The sequence below is a fragment of the Pseudomonas sp. RL_5y_Pfl2_69 genome (assembly GCF_963970465.1).
GTDB lineage: Bacteria > Pseudomonadota > Gammaproteobacteria > Pseudomonadales > Pseudomonadaceae > Aquipseudomonas.
On the sequence record NZ_CAXAOU010000001.1, the window covers coordinates 514,737 to 533,882 of the forward strand.

Below are 19,146 nucleotides of genomic sequence, written 5' to 3' on the forward strand. Positions count from 1 at the left end.
CTTGAAAGACTTCCTGAAAATAGTGCTTGAAATATTTGCTCATCGGCCCAAACACTGTAACTGAGCAATGACGATGAACCTTTGTACACACGAGGCCGTCAGACCTCACACGAGCACGCTTATATAAGGGAAGAACTATGCTTACTCACGTCTTTTCCGATAAACATATCGACAGTGACAAACGCACCCAAGACTGGGTCACCGCTACTGTTGAAGTAACGCTCGAACGCCATTTGGAAGATCTGACCCGGGTCGAGGTCCATCTCAGTGATGAAAATGGTGGCAAGTCTGGTCCGAAGGACAAACGCTGCAAAATGGAGGCTCGACCTAAAGGACACCAGCCGATTCTTGTATCCCACGACGCTGATTCGCTGACCCAGGCTGTGGAGGGTGCAGCTGAAAAGCTGGAGCACGCTCTGGAACACCTGTTCGGCAAGCTGCGTGGCAAACGCACTGCGGCCCTCGCCCCGGAAGGGTTTGAGGCAAAAGAACCAAAGCAGAGCGCTGACGCTTTGCTGGAAGAAGAGTTTTTGGAAAAAGAAAAAGAACTCGAACTCAATAGCTGATACCGCGTCCAGGACGCATAAAAAAGGGCGGGCTTACTTCGGTAAGCCCGCCCTTTTTCATGAAGAGCCCTTACAACTCGCCCTTCTCCACTTCCGGATGCTCACTGGAGCCGGTACCGGTCTTGCGATGGGGATTCTCGATCTTCACCGACGGGAACTGCGAAGACGCATAGCGCACCACCAGGATGGCAAACGCAAGCAACAGGATTGCCCCGGTCAGGTACACCACGCCCATGTCCGGCGGGTTGTGGTGTGACACGTTGGAAATCAGCAAGCGGGTCAGCGCCGTAATTGCCACGTAAATCAGGAAGCGCACGGGCATGTGGTTGGTTTTGAAATAAATGCCTACCATGGCGCCCAGTTCCAGGTAGATGAACAGCAGCAGGATGTCATCAATCGAGATGTTGCCCTTCTCCACCATCCCCAGAAATTCCATCACCGCCGCCCAGGCAGTGACCGCACCAATGGCAAACAACGCCAGGTAATGGAAGGTTTCGACGAACAGATTGCCCATCGATTCGGCCAGTTCATGAACCTGGCGACGTAGCTTCTCAGCTTTGTTAACTCTCACGATGCAGCTCCTTGAATCGACTCGAACGGATCATCCGCGATGCACATGACGCTTTTTACATGCAGAAAAAAGGCCAGCGACCCCTGGTGAGATGATGGCGGGCGGCTATTAGACACGTCAGGCTACCGTTGCGCCTACCAATTGCAGCTAGAGTGAAAAAGCCGCTATTCAAATCCAGGTGATTGGATTATCCTTTTAGCTGTATATAAATACAGTAATCGCAAGATAATTTACGTGAAGGCATATGAGGTGGTAAATGGCCGTCGAAGTGGTATACCGCAGCAGCCGAGATCTGGAGCGTTTGTTCATGGATAAAGCCGAAGCTGACCGTCATGACAAAATGCTGGAACTGGCAGAATTGCTGGCCGAAGTGTTGCAAAAAGCTGTGCCGTCCCTGAGCGAGCAACAAGTCGAGGAAGCCGGTATTTACATGGCGAAAAATCGCGATGTGTTTGCCAAGGCCTTCAAGAGCCAGCCGGACGCCCTGTCCGAGTTGCTGGTCGACAGCGAGTAATCGCACCCAGTCCTCGCTTGACTCTCCCCTATGGGGCAGCCCCTAACCTCGAAGGCCCCCTTTCAGGTTGGCGTCACGATGAGCAAGCGAGTACTGGTGATCCTGGGTCACCCCGGCACCGACAGTTTCTGTGGTGCACTGGCAGACAGCTATGTCGAGGCTGCCAGGAGTGCCAACCATGATGTTCGCGTCCTGCAATTGGGCACCCTGCACTTCGATCCGGTACTCCATGAGGGTTACAGGCAGATCCAGGCACTGGAGCCTGATTTGCTCAACGCTCAGGCAGACATCCTCTGGGCTGAGCATCTGGTCCTGGTCTACCCGATCTGGTGGGGCGGAATCCCCGCATTAATGAAAGGTTTTTTCGACCGGATCCTGCTACCCGGCTTTGCCTTTCAGTACCGCAAGGGCAAGGCATTCCCCGACAAGCTCCTGAAAGGTCGCAGTGCCCACCTGCTGGTGACGATGGACACGCCCCCCTGGTACTACAAATGGGTTTACCGCATGCCGGGGCTGCATCAAATACGCAAAACCACCCTCGCGTTTTGTGGCATAAAGCCCCTCGCCACCCTGACGTTCGGCCCGCTTCTGGACGCCACGCACGCACAAAAAACCACATGGCTGCAGCAAGCCCGCACGCTCGCGATCCGCTGAGTATCAGCCTTGCGGGCGGCCATTGAAAAAGGACTTTTCATGTACATCGGCAAAGCCGCCCAGCTGTCGGGCACCACCGTCAAAAGCATTCGCCATTACGAAGACATCGGCCTGTTGCCACCACCGCAACGCCGGGGCGCTTATCGCGTCTACTGCGAACAGAGCGTTGAGCTGTTGATGTTTATCAAGTGCGCGCAGCAATTGGGTTTCAAACTCAAGGAGATGCAGGCCATTCTCGATGAGCACCGCGGCCAGACACTGCCCTGGGAAGTGGTCAGCAACGCAATTGCCCGCAAAAAACACGCTGTGGCAAGCCAGATCGAGGCATTGCAGCAGGTGCATGCGGGGCTGGTTGAGTTTGAGTCACGCTTTGCCATGGGAGGCCTGGAGCTGGATTTGGCCTGTGTTCAGTCCTTGGGGTACAGCAATTGATGCGCCAGCTCATCCGAAACCCGTGCCGGTGAGCGCTTTTCAGCCTGGGCATGGGCGTAGATGCCGGTCAATCGCCGGCTGATACGCAACAACTGCTCATTGATGGCCTCGGGCGTTGCGCCTTCATGGGTCAGCGCCATATAGATCAAGCCGCCAGAATTAATGACGTAATCGGGCGCGTACAAAATACCCCGCCGCTCAAGTTGATCTGCCACTTGCAGGTTGGTCAGCTGGTTATTCGCACATCCGGCCACAGCCGAGCAGCGCAGTTGCGCCACACTGTGCCAGTTCAGCACGCCACCCAGACCACACGGCGCCAGAATATCGCACGGGGTGCTGAGCAAGGCTTCGCACGCGATGGGATGCGCACCAAGTTGCTCCATGGCCAGGCGCACTTTAACCGGATCGGTATCGCAGACCAGCAACTCGGCTCCCGCAGCATGCAGTTGCTCGGCCAGCGCGTACCCCACCTTGCCCAACCCTTGTACCGCTACCCGCAAACCTTCGAGATTGTCGCTGCCCAAGCGCGACGAGGCGGTGCTGCGAATACCGGCAAACACACCCATTGCCGTATGCGGCGAAGGATCGCCTGCAGCGCTGGTACTGGTGACGTGTCGGGTATGTTGGGCAATGCAATCCATATCGGCGGTAGAGGTGCCGCTGTCGATGGCGGTGATGTAGCGCCCGTCCAGTTGCTCCACGCAGCGGCCAAACGCTTCAAACAGCTGCGCACGGCTTTCGACATGGGCCGCACGAATGACGACTGCCTGCCCGCCCCCAACGGCCAGACCGGCCAGAGCCGCCTTGTAGCTCATGTCTTGAGCCAGATGAATGGCATCGTTCACAGCACTTTCGTCGTTGGGGTACGCCAGATAACGGCAGCCACCCAATGCTGGACCCAAATGAGTGTTATGAATCGCAATCACGGCCTTGAGGCCTGTAACGGGGTCCACACTAAGGTGCAGCGACTCCAGCTGAGCGCTTTGCATGAGAGCAAACATCATCAGGCCCTCGAACGATTATGGGTAATCGCCAGTATAGGCGGCGCCAGAAAAATCGTTGAAGTGCGCAGGAATAAGCCTGTGCGGTTTTCGGGGTTTCGGACATATCCCGGCGGGATCGGACTCTGTGGGAGCGGGCTTGCTCGCGATACTGACAACGAGGTTATCCAGCAAGACCGCGTTGATTCGATCGCGAGCAAGCCCGCTCCCACAGTGAGTTCAGGCAGGTGTATCGGGCTGATTGGCTGGATGCGCCTGGATAAACGCCGGGTGTTGCTCAGCCAGCGCTGCCACACGGGCAATCCGCGGGTACGCCGCCATTGGCACGCCAAAACGCTGCGCGGCGTACAACTGCGGGATCAGGTACACATCCGCCAACCCTGGCTGCGACCCGAAGCAATATCCGCTGTCACCGATCAATTGCTCAATGGCTCCCAGCCCTTGGGTGATCCAGTGACTGATCCACTGCACCACTTGCTCTTCGCTCTGCCCCAATTGACGCAGTTGATTGAGCACGCTGACGTTGTGCAACGGGTGAATATCGCAGGCCACCAGGGCCGCCACCGCCCGCTCGTGAGCGCGGACGGTGAGATCCGGGGACAGCAGCGCTACCTGCGGGTAACGCTCTTCAAGATATTCAATGATCGCCGGCGACTGGGTCAGCACGCTGCCCTCATCGGTGTGCAAGGCCGGCACGCGGCCTTGCGGGTTGATCGCCAGATACGCCGCCTGGCGGTGTTCACCGCCAGGCGGCGCAATCAGGTTGACCGGCACTGCCTGATAATCCAGTCCCTTGAGCGCCAGCGCGATCCGCACCCGGTAAGAAGACGTGGAACGGTAATAGGTAAAGAGTTCCATGACCCGCTCCTTTTAACGCGCTGCGACAACCTTGCCCCGGCACTCGCCGAAACCAATGGAGGCATGACCTTCACGGGTGCAGCGGGCACGCAGGATGATTTCATCACCGTCCTCCAAAAATTTGCGCACCTCTCCCGAAGCCAGCTCGATCGGGAGTTTGCCGCCTTCGGTGATTTCCAGCAGGCTGCCCAGCTGTGAGCGGGCAGGGCCCGACAACGTCCCCGAACCAAACAGATCGCCTGACTGCAATTGGCACCCATTGACGCTGTGGTGAGCCACCAGCTGCGCAGCGGTCCAGTACATGTTCAGGCTATTGCTCAACCCCAGGCGATGGGCGGGCAGATTTTGCTGGCGCATCGACTCGGTCAACAACAACACTTCAAGTTCAATATCCAGGGCACCACCGGCCTGGTCCTTGGGATCAAGCAGATACGGCAACGGCTGCGGATCACCTTCAGGACGGGCCGGTTGCGCACGGCGGAACGGCTCCAGCGCTTCGGCCGTTACCACCCACGGCGAGATGCTGGTGATAAAGCTCTTGGACAGAAACGGGCCCAGCGGCTGGTATTCCCAGGCCTGGATATCCCGGGCCGACCAGTCGTTGAGCAAGCAGAAACCGGCGATGTGCTCGCCTGCTTCGCTGACAGGAATCGCGTCCCCCATCTCATTGCCCTGGCCAATCCAGATCCCCAGCTCCAGCTCATAGTCCAGGCGCGCGCATGGACCAAAGGTCGGTTCAGTCTGACCCGCTGGCAAGGTTTGCCCTTTTGGACGGCGTACGTCGGCACCCGACGCACGAATGGTAGAGGCGCGGCCGTGATAGCCAATCGGCACATACTTATAGTTGGGCAGCAGCGGATTGTCGGGACGGAACAGTTTGCCGACATTTTTTGCGTGCTCGATACCGACATAAAAGTCGGTGTAGTCACCGATTCTGGCAGGCAGATGCAGCTGGCAATCCGCCGCCAACGGCAGCAGCTTTGCGCCTTGGGCTTCGATTTTCCCGCGCAGGGTGCTGCCTTCAACCAGCAGTTCAAGCAGGCGCTCGCGCAGGGCAACCCGGGCGCCGCGGCCCAACGCAAAATAGGCATTCAACGCCCCGCCCAACGAGGCTTCTACTGCAGCCTTCGCCTGGCCTTCGAACAGACCGGCCGCCAGTCCGGCTTCAAGGTCGAAAATGGAATCGCCAATGGCAACCCCGCTGCGCGCAGCAGACCCATCAATACTGAAAATGCCCATCGGCAGGTTTTGCAGCGGGAAGTCGCTGTGACCGTTGGCGGAGGCAATCCAGCTACGGGGGAAGGTGGACTGGGTCATGGGTTATCTCCGATTCGGGGTGAAGGTTGCGGGCAAGGAGGCCCAGCAAGCGTCGTAGTTCGATTGCAGTTGCGGGCATTCAAGCGCAAACCGGCTGGGACGCAACACCTGGCTGGTCTCAAACATGAAGGCCATGGTGTTGTCGATCTTGCTCGGTTGCAGCTCGGCCGCAATCGCTTTGGTACAGGTTTCGCCGTCCGGGCCGTGGGCGCTCATGCAGCTGTGCAGAGAGGCACCTCCCGGCAAGAAGCCTTCGGCCTTGGCATCGTAGCTGCCCTGGATCAGGCCCATGAATTCGTTCATCAGGTTGCGGTGGAACCACGGTGGCCTGAAGGTGTTTTCAGCCACCATCCAGCGCGGCGGGAAAATCACGAAGTCCAGATTGGCCAGTCCAGGCACGCTGGTCGGCGAAGTCAGGACGGTAAAAATGGACGGATCGGGATGGTCGAAGCTGACCGTGCCAATGGTATTGAAGCGGCGCAAGTCGTATTTGTAGGGCACGTTATTGCCATGCCACGCGACCACGTTCAGCGGCGAGTGATCCAGCTCGCAGCCCCACAGTTCGCCGAGAAATTTTTGCACCAGCGTCGTGCTGCCCTGGCCGTCTTCGTAATGGGCGACCGGCGCCAGGAAGTCGCGGGGGTTGGCCAGACCATTGCTGCCAATCGGCCCCAGGTCCGGGAGGCGCAACGGCGCGCCGTGGTTTTCGGCGACATAACCACGGGCCTGCGGGTCGAGTAACTCAACGCGAAACTTTAGTCCACGGGGGATGACCGCAATCTCCAAAGGCTCCAGGTCCAGACGCCCCAGCTCCGTGCAGATACGCAAGCGACCCTGCTCAGGCACCAGCAGCAACTCGCCGTCAGCATTGAAAAACACACGCTGCATCGAGGTATTGGCACGGTAATGGTAAATGCTGATGCCCGAGGGTTTTTCCGCCCCGCTATTGGCCACCATGCCCACGAGGCCATCGATAAAGTCAGTGGCCTCGGCAGGGATCGGCAGCGGATTCCATCGCAAGCGATTAGGCGTCACCGGGCCCAGTGGGCCGCCGACCAATTGCCGCTCCAGTTTAACGAACGCAGGATGATTGGCGGACGGCTGGATGCGGTACATCCAGGTCCGCCGCGACTCGCTGCGGACCATGGTGAATGCAGTGCCGGACAACAATTCGGCGTACAGGCCGTACGGGGCTTTTTGCGGAGAGTTCTGACCGACCGGCAAGGCGCCGGGCAGTGCTTCGCTGCTGAATTCATTGCCAAACCCGGATTGATAGCCAAGGACTGGCGAAGACGCGTCGAGGTTCATGGAGCCTCCAGAGTGGAGAAGACAGTGGACTGCGCATTGCCGTGAGACAACCTGCGCGTCGCTGCGTTATTTTTATCGTAATTCAATTACGCATAACGTAATTTGATTGGTATTAAGCGTCAAGCTATAAAGACGCCCATTCGTCCCGAGATATAAGCATCACCATGGAAAAGCCCCGTAGCAGCAATGACAGTGCCGGCAAACAAAAAGTGCGTTCGGCCGAGGTCGGCACAGACATCCTCAAGGCCTTGGCCGAGCTGTCACCCTCGACCTCGCTGTCGCGCCTGGCCGAACACGTGCAGATGCCCGCCAGCAAGGTGCATCGCTATCTACAGGCGCTTATTGCCAGCGGGTTTGCCGAGCAGAATATCGCCACCAACCATTACGGCCTGGGGCGTGAGGCGTTACGAGTGGGCTTGGCCGCGCTCAACAGCATGGATGTGCTGAAGGTCGCCGCCCTGCCCCTGGCCGAGTTGCGTGATGACTTGAACGAAACCTGCTTTCTGGCCGTGTGGGGCAATCAGGGGGCCACGGTGGTGCATATTGAACCGGCGGTGCGGGCAATCACGGTGGTCACTCAGCTAGGCTCGGTTTTACCGCTGCTGAGTTCATCCACGGGGCTGGTGTTCAACGCCTTTTTGCCGGACCGCGAAACCGCCGATTTGCGCGAACTGGAATTAAAAACCGATCTGGTTCACCCGTTGGAAAAACCCGAGGCCTATATCCGGCTTTGTGAGCACATCCGTCAGCGTGGCTTGCACTTTGTGCATGGCTTGCTGATGCCCGGTGTTGATGCACTGTCGGCCCCGGTATTCGACGCTACTGGCAAGGTTGCCGGTGTACTGACCGTGGTTGGCCCCACATCACTGTTCCACGCCGATGAAAACGGGCCGGCAGCCAAGCGTTTGCTGGCTGCCAGCCAGGCCATCAGTTGGCGAATGGGCTATCAGCCGGGCTGACGATCAGCGGCGTCAAACCATCCATTTGTATTTGGCTTCATCGAGCAGGTCTCTCATCAGTTGTTCGATGTCCTCGATGGCAAACTGATGCATTCGGTGGCTGTCCTGGAACGTCCAGGGTTTAGAGAACACGCCTGTTTCCCAGTCGTTGTGCAACTGGACCGTGCCCCACTCCAGCGTGTCCATGCCAAGGCCCTGCAGGTCCTGGCTAAAGGTCAATGTCAGGTCAACGATGTTGTTGACCGTGTTGATGTAAATGTTTTCGCAATCTATTGCATGGTGCAGCAACTGCTCATTCAGAAACGAGCGTACCCGCTCGAGCACTTCCGGGCTCGGCTTGAGGGTGAAGCTTGCAGCATCGAACACACGCTTATCCATATCGCTCATGATGAACCTCCTGTCATTGCTCCCGGCCTGTGCAGCCTCGTGCTGCATCAGATCAGCCGGGAGAAATCATGTGAAAGCGCATTCAACACGGCCAATATGCAGGGCATGAAGTACATAGTTATCACGCCCTCATCAGATATATAAACCTTTGAGCTACCGCACTTTTTTGCTCCACCACTGTTGTCGAAGCTGTAAAAGAGATTGTCGTAAAGCGGCCTTACTCCGCAGCGGGCAAGTCCTTATTCTTGTCGAACTTTCCAGCACGGACACACGTCCAACGCATCGAGTCGCATCGACTCTGCACCCGATTTACCCTGACGTTGATTTGTAGCTCCTTGATGAACGTCTTCCTTGGCCGCTGTTTTCAGCGGCCTTTTTTATGCCCGCAGATTGTGTGGCAACGGTAAAAGCTAGAACACCATCGCCAGCAGCGGCGCGGCGAACAGGTTAAGAATGCCGGTCAACACCATCACCAGCCCTGCCACCGAACCTTCTTCGCTCCCCACTTCCCGGGCGCGGCTCACGCCCGCCCCATGGGCACCGATACCGAACAGCGCACCCCGTGCCAGACTGCTGCGCAGCGGCAACCACTTGAGCAGGATGCCGCCCAGCAATGCGCCAAATACTCCGGTAAACATCACAAACACAGCCGTCAGTTCCGGTACGCCACCCAAACCCTGGGCCAGCGGCATGGCAAACGGGGTGGTGATGGAGCGCGGCACCAATGACATGGTGAGTTCAGTGTCGAGTGACAGCGCCCTGGCCAGCCAGAATGAACTGCCGATGGACGCTGCGCTGCCTGCCAGCATGCCCAGCAGCAAAGCCACCCAATGCCGGGCCAGCAACCTGCGCTGCTGCCAGATAGGCACAGCGAAGGCGACCGTCACAGGCCCCAACACCAGCATCAGCCAATGGGTGTTGCTGGAGTACTCGGCATAGGCGGTGTGTAACGGGACGGCCACGGCAAGCAGCAAGGCAGGTACCAGAATCAGCGGTGACAGCAGATAGCGGCCGGTGCGCTGATACAACCAGCGGCTAAAACCGTAGGTGGCCAGAGTGAACAACAGCCAGAACATGGGCATCAGTTCAAACTTCATGGCGCACTCTCCAACGGCATACCGCCTCAACGGTAAACGCCGTCACAACCATCACCAGCAGGGTGCTGACGCCAATCACCAGCAGGATGCGCCAGCCGTCATCACGCATGATCACGCCGTAGTCGAGCAGGCTCATCAGCGCGGGAATAAAAAACAACAGCATTTCAGTCATCAACACGCCGGCCCCCAGTTGCAGGGTCGCAGGCTTGACCCAGCCCAGGGCAAACGCCAGCAGCAACAGCGCCATGCCCACGACACCCCCCGGTATTGGCAAGTGCCACCAGGCCGCGAGCTGGCAGCCCAAGAAGTAGAGCGCCAACAACACCGCCAGCTCACTGATCAGCCGACCCAAGCGTTTTACATCAAAGCGTTTCATGATCTTTCCATTCCTGACAGGCCATCAGTCTAAAGAGCCTGCTACCATCCCGAAAACGAATTGTCAGACTTATAGCCATTCCAAAACGGAATCACGACGATGGAATTCAAACACCTGCGCACTTTTATTGAAGTTGCACGCCTGGGCGGCTTCACCCAGGCCGCCAGCGGCCTGCATATCAGCCAGTCGGCGGTCAGCAAGCAGGTGGCACAGCTCGAGCACAGCCTGGGCACGCCCCTGCTCGATCGCCTGGGCTCACAGGTCAGGCTGACGGCTGCGGGGACGGTGGTGCTACAGCGAGCCGAGGACATGCTGCGTTTGCACAACGAGTTGCTGAGCGAGCTGGACGATTTGAGCCATCTGACCCGGGGCGAGCTGCGAGTAGGCCTGCCATTGCTGGGCAGCAATACGCTGTTTGCCGGGTTATTTGCCGAATACCGGCGACGTTATCCGAATATTCAGGTGCAGTTGTTGGAAGAAGGCAGCTTGAATATTGAAAAGGCGGTTTTGAGCGGCGAGCTGGAACTGGGCGGTAGCTTGACGCCGAAGAATCCCGCATTTGCTTATCAGCCCTTTTGTGACGAGCCTCTGGACGTTTTGATCCCGGTAGATCATCCGCTGGCAGAAGGCCCCAGCGTGCGCCTTGAACAATTGGCTGATACTCCTTTTTTGCTCTATCAGCGCAGTTTTGTGCTCAACGATCGCGTGCTCAAGGCCTGCCAGCAAGCGGGCTTTACCCCCATAGAAGGCGGACGCAGTGGGCAGGCGGATTTTTTGGTGGCGCTGGTGGCCGCAGGCCAGGGCGTGGTATTGCTGCCCAGCGTGGTTGCCCGCGGGCTGGTGCGCCCCGGCGTGGTGCGGGTAAAGCTGCTGGCACCGGACTATTTGCGCTGGGATATCGCGTTCATCTGGCGCGACGGCGCGTATTTGTCACGGGCAGCCCAAGCCTGGCTTGAGCTGCTGCGTGAACGCCCGGTTATTGGTTCAGTGCTTTGATCAAGTCTGCAATCCAGGGCTCGGAGTCTTCCTCTGGCGTCACCGTGACACTGGAGTCCAGGCGCAGCATCGGCAGTACTTCGCCCACGCCAAGCTCGGCAAACAGTTCGCGCAGTTGCTCGCCACCGCCACAGAACGTATCGCCGTAGCTCTCGTCACCCAAGGCGATCACGGCACCGGGCAAACCGCGCCAGGCGGCTGGCAGTTGGTCACGAATGGCGCTGTACAACGCCACAAGATTGTCGGGCAGCTCGCCCATGCCCGTGGTCGAGGTCACGGCCAACAAAGCCTCAGGGCCGAACGCCTGGAGATCGGCAAGGGTGGCGCGGGAATTGAGAAACACCTCAAAACCGGCATCAGTGAGCAGTTGCTTGGCATTACGGGCGACTTCTTCAGCAGTGCCGTACACCGAGCCGCAAAGGATGGCGACTTTCATCAATCTGATCCTGTAACTGACTAAAAGGCTGGGATATTAACAGGTGCGACACAGCTCTCGTACCTATGCCTTAAGATGCAGCAATCTGTTCGACTAAAGAGAATTGCACGATGATCAACGCCCGCTTGTTGCAGCGCATGGTAGACGCGTCCCAGGACGGCATTGTGGTGGCCGAACAAGAAGGCGAAGACAACATTCTGATTTATGTTAACGATGCGTTTGAGGCCCTCACCGGCTACAGCCGCGACGACATCCTGTATCAGGACTGCCGTTTTTTGCAGGCTGGCGACCGCGACCAGCGTGGCCTGCAGTTAATCCGCGAAGCCATTGCCAGCGGGCAGCCGACTCGCCAGGTGCTGCGCAACTATCGCAAGGACGGCACGCACTTCTGGAATGAGCTGTCGATCACGCCGGTGTTCAACGAGAACGACAAGCTGACCTACTTTATTGGCGTGCAGAAAGATGTCACCCAGCACGTCAAGGCCGAACAGCGTGTCGCGCAGCTCGAAGCCCAGCTGGCTGCTGTCCAGGCCGAGTTGCAGGCACTCAAGGCGACGAGCGGATCAAACAAAACGTAAAAAAAGCGGTCTGATAATCGCAATGACGATTTTTCTGACCTTTTTTTGAGCCCCATCCATGTCTCACGATGCCCTTTTGACTCAGGACGAGCTGGATTTCATCCGAACGATGCACCAAAACCCGCTGCTCAATACGCGGGATGCGTCGTCCAGCCTGACGGTCAACGGTGTGTCGCAAATCCGTGATCTGCTGACACGCCTGGCGGCCCATGAACAGGTCACCATCCTGGCGCAATTCGCCAACCAGCAAATGAGCTTTCCACTGCGCCTGGTTGAAGACGAGTTCCATGCCCAGCATCTGCAACTCGGAACGCCGAGCATCTTCGAAGACGGCCCCAAATCCCGCCCCTGGCGCCTTACCCTGGCAGAACCGGTCCCCCTGGAAAACATCAGGGGCAAAGCCGGTCACCTGTGGGTCACCGAACTTTCGTTCAAAGGGATGCTGGTTGAAATGCGTCACGACAGCGAGCCACCCCGCCAGTTTGCACAGTGGTTCAGCCCAGGCGGCCATGAGCGCATTGCCCTGCGCGGCACCCTTGAACGTAAAACCGAACTGGGCCTTTACGCGTACCAGCTCAGTCAGCGTAACAAGGGCGAGACTGAACGCCTGCGCCAATACATCTTGCAGCAACACCGCCTGACGCACCCAAGCCTGCACGGCTGATCTCGATCAGCTGCCCAGTGTTGCCTTGAGATCAGCGTCCAGTCGCTGATTCATCAACCGGGCCTCACTGCCCAGGCAAGCAACGGATGAGCCCGCCAGCGCCTCCTGGGCCACGTTCGAACCGGCCCCGGCCAATGACATCGAGCAATTCAAGGTTTGCGCCAGCCGCATCAGCCGGCGGTGGTGCGCCGTCCCCAGGGCATGACTGGCAAACAGCACGACAGCCTGAGGCTCCAGTTTTTCGCAGACCAGTGACAGTTCTTCCAAAGGTTGGCCGATGGCCAAAACCCGGACTACGCGATCATTACGGGTCAACAGCAAGCCCGTCACCAGCAGTTCCAGCTCGCGGCACAGCTCGGGCATCGCCACCACCATCACACACTGCCTGGCATCTGCCGCCTGCAACTGCAGACGATGCTGCACCCGCCCGCGCAAGAACCCGTCCAGCATCAGCCATTCGCTGGTTCGGCCAAACACATCCTGAGCTTTTGACAACTGTTGCCACAGGGGCAGGAAGATCCCCTGAAACACCACTTCGACCGGGTAACTGGAGTAAATCTGACCGTAGAGTCGCTCCAGCTCCGACTCATTGAAGGCCGTGAGCGCGCTGCTGATACGGGTTTGCCATTCGCCATACTCGCTGGCCTCGGGCTGCGGATTGTCAGCGGGCTGCGTGTTTGCGAGCAATTGCGCGACTTTGCTGACAGCAACCCCACGCTCAAGCCAGCCCATGATCAGGCGAATTGACTCAATATCGCTCACTGAGTACAGCCGATGCCCACTTTCGGTGCGTTTTGGTTCGATCAAACCATAACGCCGCTCCCACGCACGCAGGGTCACCGGGTTGATGCCGGTGAGCCTGGCCACATCCCGGATCGGGTAGAGACCTTGGCAATCATCAGCCTGTGTAATGGGCTCAACTTCAGTAATCACGGACATTGGGCGGGCAACAGTCAGAAAGGGATGACAGGATTCTACCCCTCAATCCAGACCCTGTGGGAGCGGGCTTGCTCGCGATGCAGGCCGCACTGCCTGCCAGGTAAGCGGCGGTGATGCCATTGCGGACACGCCAGCCCCCACAACCGTCGCCGTGAGCATTCAGGAACAATACTTGCTTGTTTTTCATCACTCAGCCCACCACCCCGGCGCTGTGTTTTGTGCCTGCCCTACCCGGGCAGCATTAGCCTCATGGAGATACACAATGTCTACCTCCCCTGTCACATTGATGGTTGCGCGCCGTGTCGCCAAAGGTCGCTACCAGGAGTTGATTGCCTGGTTGCATGAAGGCGAACAACTGGCCACGGACTTTTCCGGATACCTGGGTTCCGGCGTACTGGCCCCACCACCGGGCGACGACGAATTTCAAATCATCTTCCGCTTCGCAGACGAAGCCACCTTGCATGCCTGGGAGCACTCGGTATCGCGCAAGGCCTGGTTGCTGCGCGGCAGCGATTTGTTTGCCAACCCGTCGGAGCACCGCGTCAGCGGGATCGACGGCTGGTTTGGCGCTGCCGGACAAAGACCACCACGCTGGAAACAAGCCGTTGCCATCTGGCTGGCGTTCTTCCCCGTATCGCTGCTGTTCAATTTTGTGTGCGCGCCCTTATTGAGTGAACTGAGCCTGTTGCCTCGGGTCCTGGTCAGCACCCTGGCCCTGACGCCGCTGATGGTTTATCTATTTATTCCACTGTCCACGCACTTGCTGGCCAACTGGCTGCACAGCTCGCCAGGCAAACCCCTGCGCAGCGCAATCGCAACCCAGCGCAACTAAGCTCGGGCTTGGGCTTTACGTCGCGGACGCTGGTATAGTTTTGCCATTGCGCCGCGACTGTTTCCGGCTTACCTGCTCCGAGTCTGTCATGCCCACTTCTTCTGCTCCGATCCTGATCACGGGTGCCGGCCAGCGCATCGGCCTGTACTGCGCGCAGCAATTGCTGGCAGACGGTTACCCGGTGGTTTTTACCTATCGCAGCGAAAAACCCGGGGTGCAAACCCTGCGTGACCTGGGCGCTGTTGCGTTGTTTGCCGACTTCTCCACCGAGGCTGGCATTCTGGATTTTATCCAGCGACTTAAAGAGCACACCGACTGCTTGCGGGCAATTGTGCATAACGCTTCGGCCTGGCTGGCAGAAACCCCGCAGACAGAAACCGACGCCTTTACGCACATGTTCAGCGTGCACATGCTCGCGCCTTACCTGATCAACCTGCATTGCAGCGAGCTGCTCAAGCGCTCGACCCCGGCGGATATCGTGCATATCAGCGACGATGTGACCCGCAAGGGCAGCAGCAAGCACATTGCCTATTGCGCCACCAAGGCCGGGCTCGACAGCCTGACCCTGTCATTCGCGGCTAAACTGGCCCCACAGATCAAAGTCAACGGCATCGCCCCGGCCATGCTGTTGTTCAACCCTGACGACGATGCGGCGTACCGCACCAAAGCGCTGGCCAAGTCCGCGCTGGGCATAGAACCCGGCGCCGAGGTGATCTACCAGAGCCTGCGTTATCTGCTGGACAACCCCCATGTGACCGGCACTACCCTGACCGTCAATGGCGGCCGGCATCTAAAATAAGCCGCCCCGCGAGGAAGTATTTTCATGAGCGCATCACTGCCCGGGCATTACCGCGAAATCCTCATCGATATCGGTGAAGACCCAGACCGCGAAGGTTTGCTCGACACCCCCAAGCGCGCAGCCAAAGCCATGCAGTACCTGTGTCATGGCTATGAGCAGAGCCTGGAGACCCTCGTCAACGGCGCCCTGTTCGCCTCTGACAGCGACGAAATGGTGATCGTGGCCAATATCGAGCTGTACTCACTGTGCGAGCATCACCTGCTGCCGTTTATCGGCAAGGCCCATGTGGCCTACATCCCGACGGGCAAAGTGCTGGGGTTGTCGAAAATCGCCCGCATCGTCGACATGTTTGCCCGTCGCCTGCAAATTCAGGAAAACCTCACCCGTGAAATCGCCGACGCCATTGAAAGCGTGACCCAGGCCGCAGGCGTAGCCGTTGTGATTGAAGCCCAGCACATGTGCATGATGATGCGCGGTGTAGAAAAACAGAATTCGACCATGAACACCTCGGTCATGCTTGGCGCGTTTCGCGAGCCGAGCACCCGCATGGAGTTCTTGCAACTGATTGGACGGAGCAAGTCGTAATGCCACAACTTCAGCCAGGAATGGCCCGTATTCGCGTCAAGGACCTGTGCCTGCGCACCTACATCGGTATCAATGAGGAAGAAATCCTCAACAAGCAGGATGTGTTGATCAACCTCACCATCCTCTATGCCGCGCAAGAGGCGGTGCGCGATAACGACATCGACCACGCGCTCAATTACCGCACCATCACCAAGGCCGTGATCCAGCACGTCGAAGAGAACCGCTTCGCCCTGCTTGAGCGCCTGACCCAGGAGTTGCTGGACCTGGTAATGGCCAATGGCGCGGTACTGTATGCCGAAGTCGAAGTCGACAAGCCGCACGCGCTGCGCTTTGCCGAATCGGTCTCGATTACGCTGGCGGCGAGCCGCCAGGCTGCAACTTCATAACCCCGGTGAACCCCATGACTCCTCAAGAACAGCTTGAACTGGAGGCGGCCGCCTTCCGCCGCCTTGTCGCACATCTGGACAGCCGCAAGGACGTGCAAAACATTGACCTGATGAACCTCTCGGGTTTTTGCCGCAACTGCCTGTCCAAGTGGTACAAGGCTGCCGCTGACGAGCGCCAGATCGACATCAGCCTCGATGACGCCCGTGAAGCGGTGTACGGCATGCCGTATGCCGACTGGAAATCCCAATACCAGAAAGAAGCCAGCGCCGAACAAACCGCGGCGTTTGCCCAAGGAAAAAAGCAATGACTGATGTGAACACCCTGCGCGCCAGCCTCGACAGCGGCGAACACCTCTTCGCCGACACCCTGGCATTTATCGCAGCGCACTATGATTACCAGCCGCAGGCCTTCAATAACGGCGGCGTGGAAAACGCTGCCGGGCAGAATGAAGGTTCGTGCAAGACCCTGGGCCTGGCGCTGCTGGAAGGTTTGAGTGATCAGCAGGCGCTGTTGGCGTTTGGCGAGCATTACCGTTCGGTGCTTGCCACGCCTGAAGGCACAGACCACAGCAATATCCGTGCGCTGATTGCCCACGGCCTGGCCGGTGTCAAATTCGACGCACAGCCGCTGACCCGCAAGGCGTAAGCCAGCCTCTGCCCCATAGGGGGTGGGAGCGGGCTTGCTCGCGATGCAGGCGCCGCTTTTTTTCAGTTACACCGCAGCGATTACATCGCGAGCAAGCCCGCTCCCACAGGACAGACACAAAAAAACCGGCCGAAGCCGGTTTTTTTATTGGGGCGGGCTATCAGAACTGAGCGTTCTGCAGGCCGTCCAGGTAGCGCTCGGTATCCAGCGCGGCCATGCAACCGGCGCCAGCCGAGGTGATGGCTTGACGGTAAACGTGGTCAGCCACGTCGCCGGCAGCAAACACGCCTTCGACGCTGGTAGCCGTAGCGTTGCCTTCACGGCCGCCCTGCACAACCATGTAGCCGTCTTTAAGCTCCAGCTGGCCTTCGAACAACGAGGTGTTCGGCGTGTGGCCGATGGCGATGAATACGCCGTCCACTTTCAGCTCGTCAAAGCTGCCATCGTTGTTTTTCAGGCGCGCGCCGGTCACACCCATGTTGTCGCCCAACACTTCGTCCAGGGTCGCGTTCAGCTTGAGTTCGATCTTGCCTTCAGCGACACGGGCGTGCAGTTTGTCGATCAGGATCTTCTCGGCGCGGAAGGTTTCGCGACGGTGAACCAGGGTCACTTTGCTGGCGATGTTGGCCAGGTACAGCGCCTCTTCAACGGCAGTGTTACCACCACCGACCACGGCAACCGGCTTGTTGCGATAGAAGAAACCGTCACAGGTTGCACAGGCGGAAACGCCCTTGCCCATGAACGCTTCTTCGGACGGCAGGCCCAGGTAACGGGCGCTGGCGCCGGTCGCAATGATCAGGGCGTCACACGTGAACGTGCCGCTGTCACCTTTCAAGGTAAACGGACGGTTTTTCAGATCCACTTCATTGATGTGGTCGAAAATGATTTCAGTCTCAAAGCGCTCGGCGTGCTCACGCATGCGGTCCATCAGGGCCGGACCGGTCAGGCCGTGAACATCACCTGGCCAGTTGTCGACTTCAGTCGTGGTGGTCAATTGACCGCCAGCCTGCATGCCCGTGATCAGCAGTGGTTTGAGGTTGGCGCGGGCCGCGTAGACCGCGGCGCTGTAACCGGCAGGGCCGGAACCCAGAATAATCACACGCGAATGACGTACTTCAGACATGACTCACTCCTATGACCGCCCGCATTGGAACCGGGTCGGAACGCCGTTTACCGGCTGGAATAAAAAGAAACCGTAAACCTGCCCAGGCCAAGCCTGAAAAACGCAGGTCCTGAAAAATATGGGTGAAGCATATAGAGGCCGCAGAGAGTAAGGAAATACGCATTAACAATCCAGCTCATAGCGGGTCTCTATGTAGTCGAATTCGATTTTAGACGGCTTTGTTACAGTTATTGTCGATAGTGCGACAAGGCTTTCGTCCTACAGATAAAGCCGTTAAGGTCGCCCGGTTTTCCACTGCTCGGAGCACTCTATGCCCGCCCCCGTTCTTTCTGGCCCGCAGTACCTGCGTGAAGGCCTGACGTTGGTTCTCAGCCCTGGCTTGCGCTTGTTCGTGCTGCTGCCGTTGCTGATCAATCTGGTGCTGTTCGTCGGGTTGATTTATTTCGCCGGGCATCAGTTCAGCCTCTGGGTCGATACCCTGATGCCGTCACTGCCAAGCTGGCTCAGCTTCCTCAACTACCTGTTGTGGCCGTTGTTTGTCGTGCTGGTGGCGTTGATGGTGTTTTTCACGTTCACCATGCTGGCCAACATCATTGCGGCGCCGTTCAACGGTTTTCTCTCGGAAAAAGTCGAGGCCGTCGTACGCGGGGTCGATAACTCACCGCCCTTCAGCTGGGGAGAACTGGCCGCGATGGTGCCCCGCACCCTGGCCCGGGAAATGCGCAAGCTGGGCTACTTTCTGCCACGGGCCATTGCGCTGCTGATCCTGTCGTTCATACCGGTGCTCAACCTGATTGCGGCCCCGTTGTGGCTGTTGTTCGGGATCTGGATGATGGCTATTCAGTACATCGACTACCCCGCTGATAACCACAAGCTGGGCTGGAACGAGATGCTAGCCTGGTTGCGCGAGAAGCGCTGGCAGAGCATGAGCTTCGGCGGCATCGTCTACCTGGTGCTGCTGATCCCGGTGGTCAATGTGCTGATGATGCCCGCTGCTGTCGCTGGCGCCACCCTGTTCTGGGTGCGCGAGCGGGGCGATGAAGCGCTGGCATCTCGCTAACGACTTCATAAATCCATCATCACCGTGACACACGGGCGTCATGACCCCAGAACACACTGGGG

26 protein-coding genes are annotated in these 19,146 nt (G+C 58.3%); 15 read left to right on the forward strand and 11 right to left on the reverse strand.

Annotated features, from left to right (window positions below):
* Positions 1 to 137: 137 nt before the first annotated feature.
* Positions 138 to 566 (forward strand): HPF/RaiA family ribosome-associated protein, encoded by a 429-nt coding sequence (locus tag AACY07_RS02370; protein ID WP_133076325.1) that lies wholly within the window; start codon positions 138 to 140, stop codon positions 564 to 566.
* Positions 567 to 636: 70 nt separating this feature from the next.
* Here AACY07_RS02370 and AACY07_RS02375 read toward each other — a convergent pair whose 3' ends face one another.
* Entirely contained in the window at positions 637 to 1,137 is a 501-nt protein-coding gene (locus AACY07_RS02375) for a phosphate-starvation-inducible protein PsiE (protein ID WP_133076326.1), read from the reverse strand.
* A 256-nt stretch (positions 1,138 to 1,393) separates the two neighbouring features.
* On the opposite strand from AACY07_RS02375, the gene AACY07_RS02380 reads away from it, so the two are divergent.
* The 3 genes from AACY07_RS02380 (at position 1,394) to AACY07_RS02390 (ending at position 2,737) form a co-directional block, all read left to right on the forward strand.
* Positions 1,394 to 1,651 carry a YebG family protein gene (locus AACY07_RS02380; RefSeq protein ID WP_019410845.1) on the forward strand — a complete coding sequence of 86 codons (258 nt, stop codon included), beginning with the start codon at positions 1,394 to 1,396 and terminating at the stop codon, positions 1,649 to 1,651.
* 78 nt (positions 1,652 to 1,729) lie between these two features.
* Positions 1,730 to 2,305 carry an NAD(P)H-dependent oxidoreductase gene (locus AACY07_RS02385; RefSeq protein WP_339473317.1) on the forward strand — a complete coding sequence of 192 codons (576 nt, stop codon included), beginning with the start codon at positions 1,730 to 1,732 and terminating at the stop codon, positions 2,303 to 2,305.
* A gap of 39 nt (positions 2,306 to 2,344) precedes the next feature.
* On the forward strand, positions 2,345 to 2,737 hold the full coding sequence (locus tag AACY07_RS02390) for a MerR family transcriptional regulator (RefSeq protein WP_133076328.1): 393 nt from the start codon (positions 2,345 to 2,347) through the stop codon (positions 2,735 to 2,737).
* Here the strand turns inward: AACY07_RS02390 and AACY07_RS02395 are convergent.
* The 4 genes from AACY07_RS02395 to hmgA all read right to left on the reverse strand — a co-directional run bounded on the left by AACY07_RS02395 (position 2,713) and on the right by hmgA (position 7,221).
* Entirely contained in the window at positions 2,713 to 3,738 is a 1,026-nt protein-coding gene (locus AACY07_RS02395; protein ID WP_338649465.1) for a Leu/Phe/Val dehydrogenase, read from the reverse strand. The genes AACY07_RS02390 and AACY07_RS02395 overlap by 25 nt on opposite strands.
* A 219-nt stretch (positions 3,739 to 3,957) precedes the next feature.
* On the reverse strand, positions 3,958 to 4,596 hold the full coding sequence (gene maiA / locus AACY07_RS02400; protein WP_339473318.1) for a maleylacetoacetate isomerase: 639 nt from the start codon (positions 4,594 to 4,596) through the stop codon (positions 3,958 to 3,960).
* Positions 4,597 to 4,608: 12 nt separating this feature from the next.
* Positions 4,609 to 5,913, reverse strand: coding sequence for a fumarylacetoacetase (gene fahA, locus AACY07_RS02405; protein WP_339473319.1), 1,305 nt, complete (start codon positions 5,911 to 5,913; stop codon positions 4,609 to 4,611).
* Between the two features lie 3 nt (positions 5,914 to 5,916).
* Positions 5,917 to 7,221 (reverse strand): homogentisate 1,2-dioxygenase, encoded by a 1,305-nt coding sequence (hmgA, locus tag AACY07_RS02410; RefSeq protein ID WP_339473320.1) that lies wholly within the window; start codon positions 7,219 to 7,221, stop codon positions 5,917 to 5,919.
* Positions 7,222 to 7,385: 164 nt separating this feature from the next.
* Between hmgA and AACY07_RS02415 the strand changes: the two genes are divergently transcribed.
* Complete coding sequence (locus AACY07_RS02415) at positions 7,386 to 8,180, forward strand: IclR family transcriptional regulator (RefSeq protein ID WP_339473321.1); 795 nt, start codon at positions 7,386 to 7,388, stop codon at positions 8,178 to 8,180.
* Between the two features lie 12 nt (positions 8,181 to 8,192).
* Here AACY07_RS02415 and AACY07_RS02420 read toward each other — a convergent pair whose 3' ends face one another.
* The 3 genes from AACY07_RS02420 to AACY07_RS02430 form a co-directional block, all read right to left on the reverse strand.
* Entirely contained in the window at positions 8,193 to 8,567 is a 375-nt protein-coding gene (locus AACY07_RS02420; RefSeq protein ID WP_339473322.1) for a hypothetical protein, read from the reverse strand.
* A 410-nt stretch (positions 8,568 to 8,977) separates the two neighbouring features.
* A complete protein-coding gene (locus AACY07_RS02425; RefSeq protein ID WP_133076334.1) occupies positions 8,978 to 9,664 on the reverse strand; it encodes an LrgB family protein in 687 nt (228 codons plus the stop codon).
* Positions 9,654 to 10,040, reverse strand: coding sequence for a CidA/LrgA family protein (locus tag AACY07_RS02430; protein WP_326427341.1), 387 nt, complete (start codon positions 10,038 to 10,040; stop codon positions 9,654 to 9,656). The genes AACY07_RS02425 and AACY07_RS02430 overlap by 11 nt, the downstream gene beginning before the upstream one ends.
* A gap of 99 nt (positions 10,041 to 10,139) precedes the next feature.
* On the opposite strand from AACY07_RS02430, the gene AACY07_RS02435 reads away from it, so the two are divergent.
* Positions 10,140 to 11,036 carry a LysR family transcriptional regulator gene (locus tag AACY07_RS02435; protein WP_339473324.1) on the forward strand — a complete coding sequence of 299 codons (897 nt, stop codon included), beginning with the start codon at positions 10,140 to 10,142 and terminating at the stop codon, positions 11,034 to 11,036.
* On the opposite strand, the gene AACY07_RS02440 is transcribed toward AACY07_RS02435, so the two are convergent.
* Positions 11,017 to 11,472: a flavodoxin gene (locus AACY07_RS02440; protein WP_339473325.1), complete on the reverse strand. Its 456-nt coding sequence runs from the start codon at positions 11,470 to 11,472 to the stop codon at positions 11,017 to 11,019. The genes AACY07_RS02435 and AACY07_RS02440 overlap by 20 nt on opposite strands.
* 110 nt (positions 11,473 to 11,582) lie before the next feature.
* On the opposite strand from AACY07_RS02440, the gene AACY07_RS02445 reads away from it, so the two are divergent.
* Both AACY07_RS02445 and AACY07_RS02450 read left to right on the forward strand, forming a co-directional pair.
* The gene (locus tag AACY07_RS02445; RefSeq protein ID WP_338648740.1) at positions 11,583 to 12,050 is read left to right on the forward strand and encodes a PAS domain-containing protein; all 468 of its coding nucleotides are present in this window, start codon (positions 11,583 to 11,585) and stop codon (positions 12,048 to 12,050) included.
* 58 nt (positions 12,051 to 12,108) lie between these two features.
* Complete coding sequence (locus AACY07_RS02450) at positions 12,109 to 12,714, forward strand: hypothetical protein (protein WP_338648741.1); 606 nt, start codon at positions 12,109 to 12,111, stop codon at positions 12,712 to 12,714.
* Positions 12,715 to 12,720: 6 nt separating this feature from the next.
* On the opposite strand, the gene AACY07_RS02455 is transcribed toward AACY07_RS02450, so the two are convergent.
* Complete coding sequence (locus AACY07_RS02455) at positions 12,721 to 13,653, reverse strand: MerR family transcriptional regulator (RefSeq protein ID WP_339473327.1); 933 nt, start codon at positions 13,651 to 13,653, stop codon at positions 12,721 to 12,723.
* Positions 13,654 to 13,915: 262 nt separating this feature from the next.
* Here AACY07_RS02455 and AACY07_RS02460 point away from each other — a divergent pair, with 262 nt between their 5' ends.
* The 6 genes from AACY07_RS02460 to AACY07_RS02485 all read left to right on the forward strand — a co-directional run bounded on the left by AACY07_RS02460 (position 13,916) and on the right by AACY07_RS02485 (position 16,901).
* Complete coding sequence (locus AACY07_RS02460) at positions 13,916 to 14,485, forward strand: antibiotic biosynthesis monooxygenase (protein WP_338648743.1); 570 nt, start codon at positions 13,916 to 13,918, stop codon at positions 14,483 to 14,485.
* 88 nt (positions 14,486 to 14,573) lie between these two features.
* On the forward strand, positions 14,574 to 15,284 hold the full coding sequence (folM, locus tag AACY07_RS02465) for a dihydromonapterin reductase (RefSeq protein ID WP_133076342.1): 711 nt from the start codon (positions 14,574 to 14,576) through the stop codon (positions 15,282 to 15,284).
* Between the two features lie 24 nt (positions 15,285 to 15,308).
* A complete protein-coding gene (folE, locus tag AACY07_RS02470) occupies positions 15,309 to 15,869 on the forward strand; it encodes a GTP cyclohydrolase I FolE (RefSeq protein WP_339473329.1) in 561 nt (186 codons plus the stop codon).
* A complete protein-coding gene (gene folX, locus AACY07_RS02475; RefSeq protein WP_133076344.1) occupies positions 15,869 to 16,255 on the forward strand; it encodes a dihydroneopterin triphosphate 2'-epimerase in 387 nt (128 codons plus the stop codon). The genes folE and folX overlap by 1 nt, the downstream gene beginning before the upstream one ends.
* Positions 16,256 to 16,269: 14 nt before the next feature.
* Positions 16,270 to 16,563 (forward strand): DUF1244 domain-containing protein, encoded by a 294-nt coding sequence (locus AACY07_RS02480; protein WP_338648746.1) that lies wholly within the window; start codon positions 16,270 to 16,272, stop codon positions 16,561 to 16,563.
* Positions 16,560 to 16,901: a HopJ type III effector protein gene (locus AACY07_RS02485; protein ID WP_133076346.1), complete on the forward strand. Its 342-nt coding sequence runs from the start codon at positions 16,560 to 16,562 to the stop codon at positions 16,899 to 16,901. The genes AACY07_RS02480 and AACY07_RS02485 overlap by 4 nt, the downstream gene beginning before the upstream one ends.
* A gap of 160 nt (positions 16,902 to 17,061) precedes the next feature.
* On the opposite strand, the gene trxB is transcribed toward AACY07_RS02485, so the two are convergent.
* On the reverse strand, positions 17,062 to 18,024 hold the full coding sequence (gene trxB, locus AACY07_RS02490) for a thioredoxin-disulfide reductase (protein WP_133076347.1): 963 nt from the start codon (positions 18,022 to 18,024) through the stop codon (positions 17,062 to 17,064).
* Positions 18,025 to 18,334: 310 nt separating this feature from the next.
* On the opposite strand from trxB, the gene cysZ reads away from it, so the two are divergent.
* The gene (gene cysZ / locus AACY07_RS02495; RefSeq protein ID WP_339473332.1) at positions 18,335 to 19,084 is read left to right on the forward strand and encodes a sulfate transporter CysZ; all 750 of its coding nucleotides are present in this window, start codon (positions 18,335 to 18,337) and stop codon (positions 19,082 to 19,084) included.
* Positions 19,085 to 19,146: the final 62 nt, after the last annotated feature.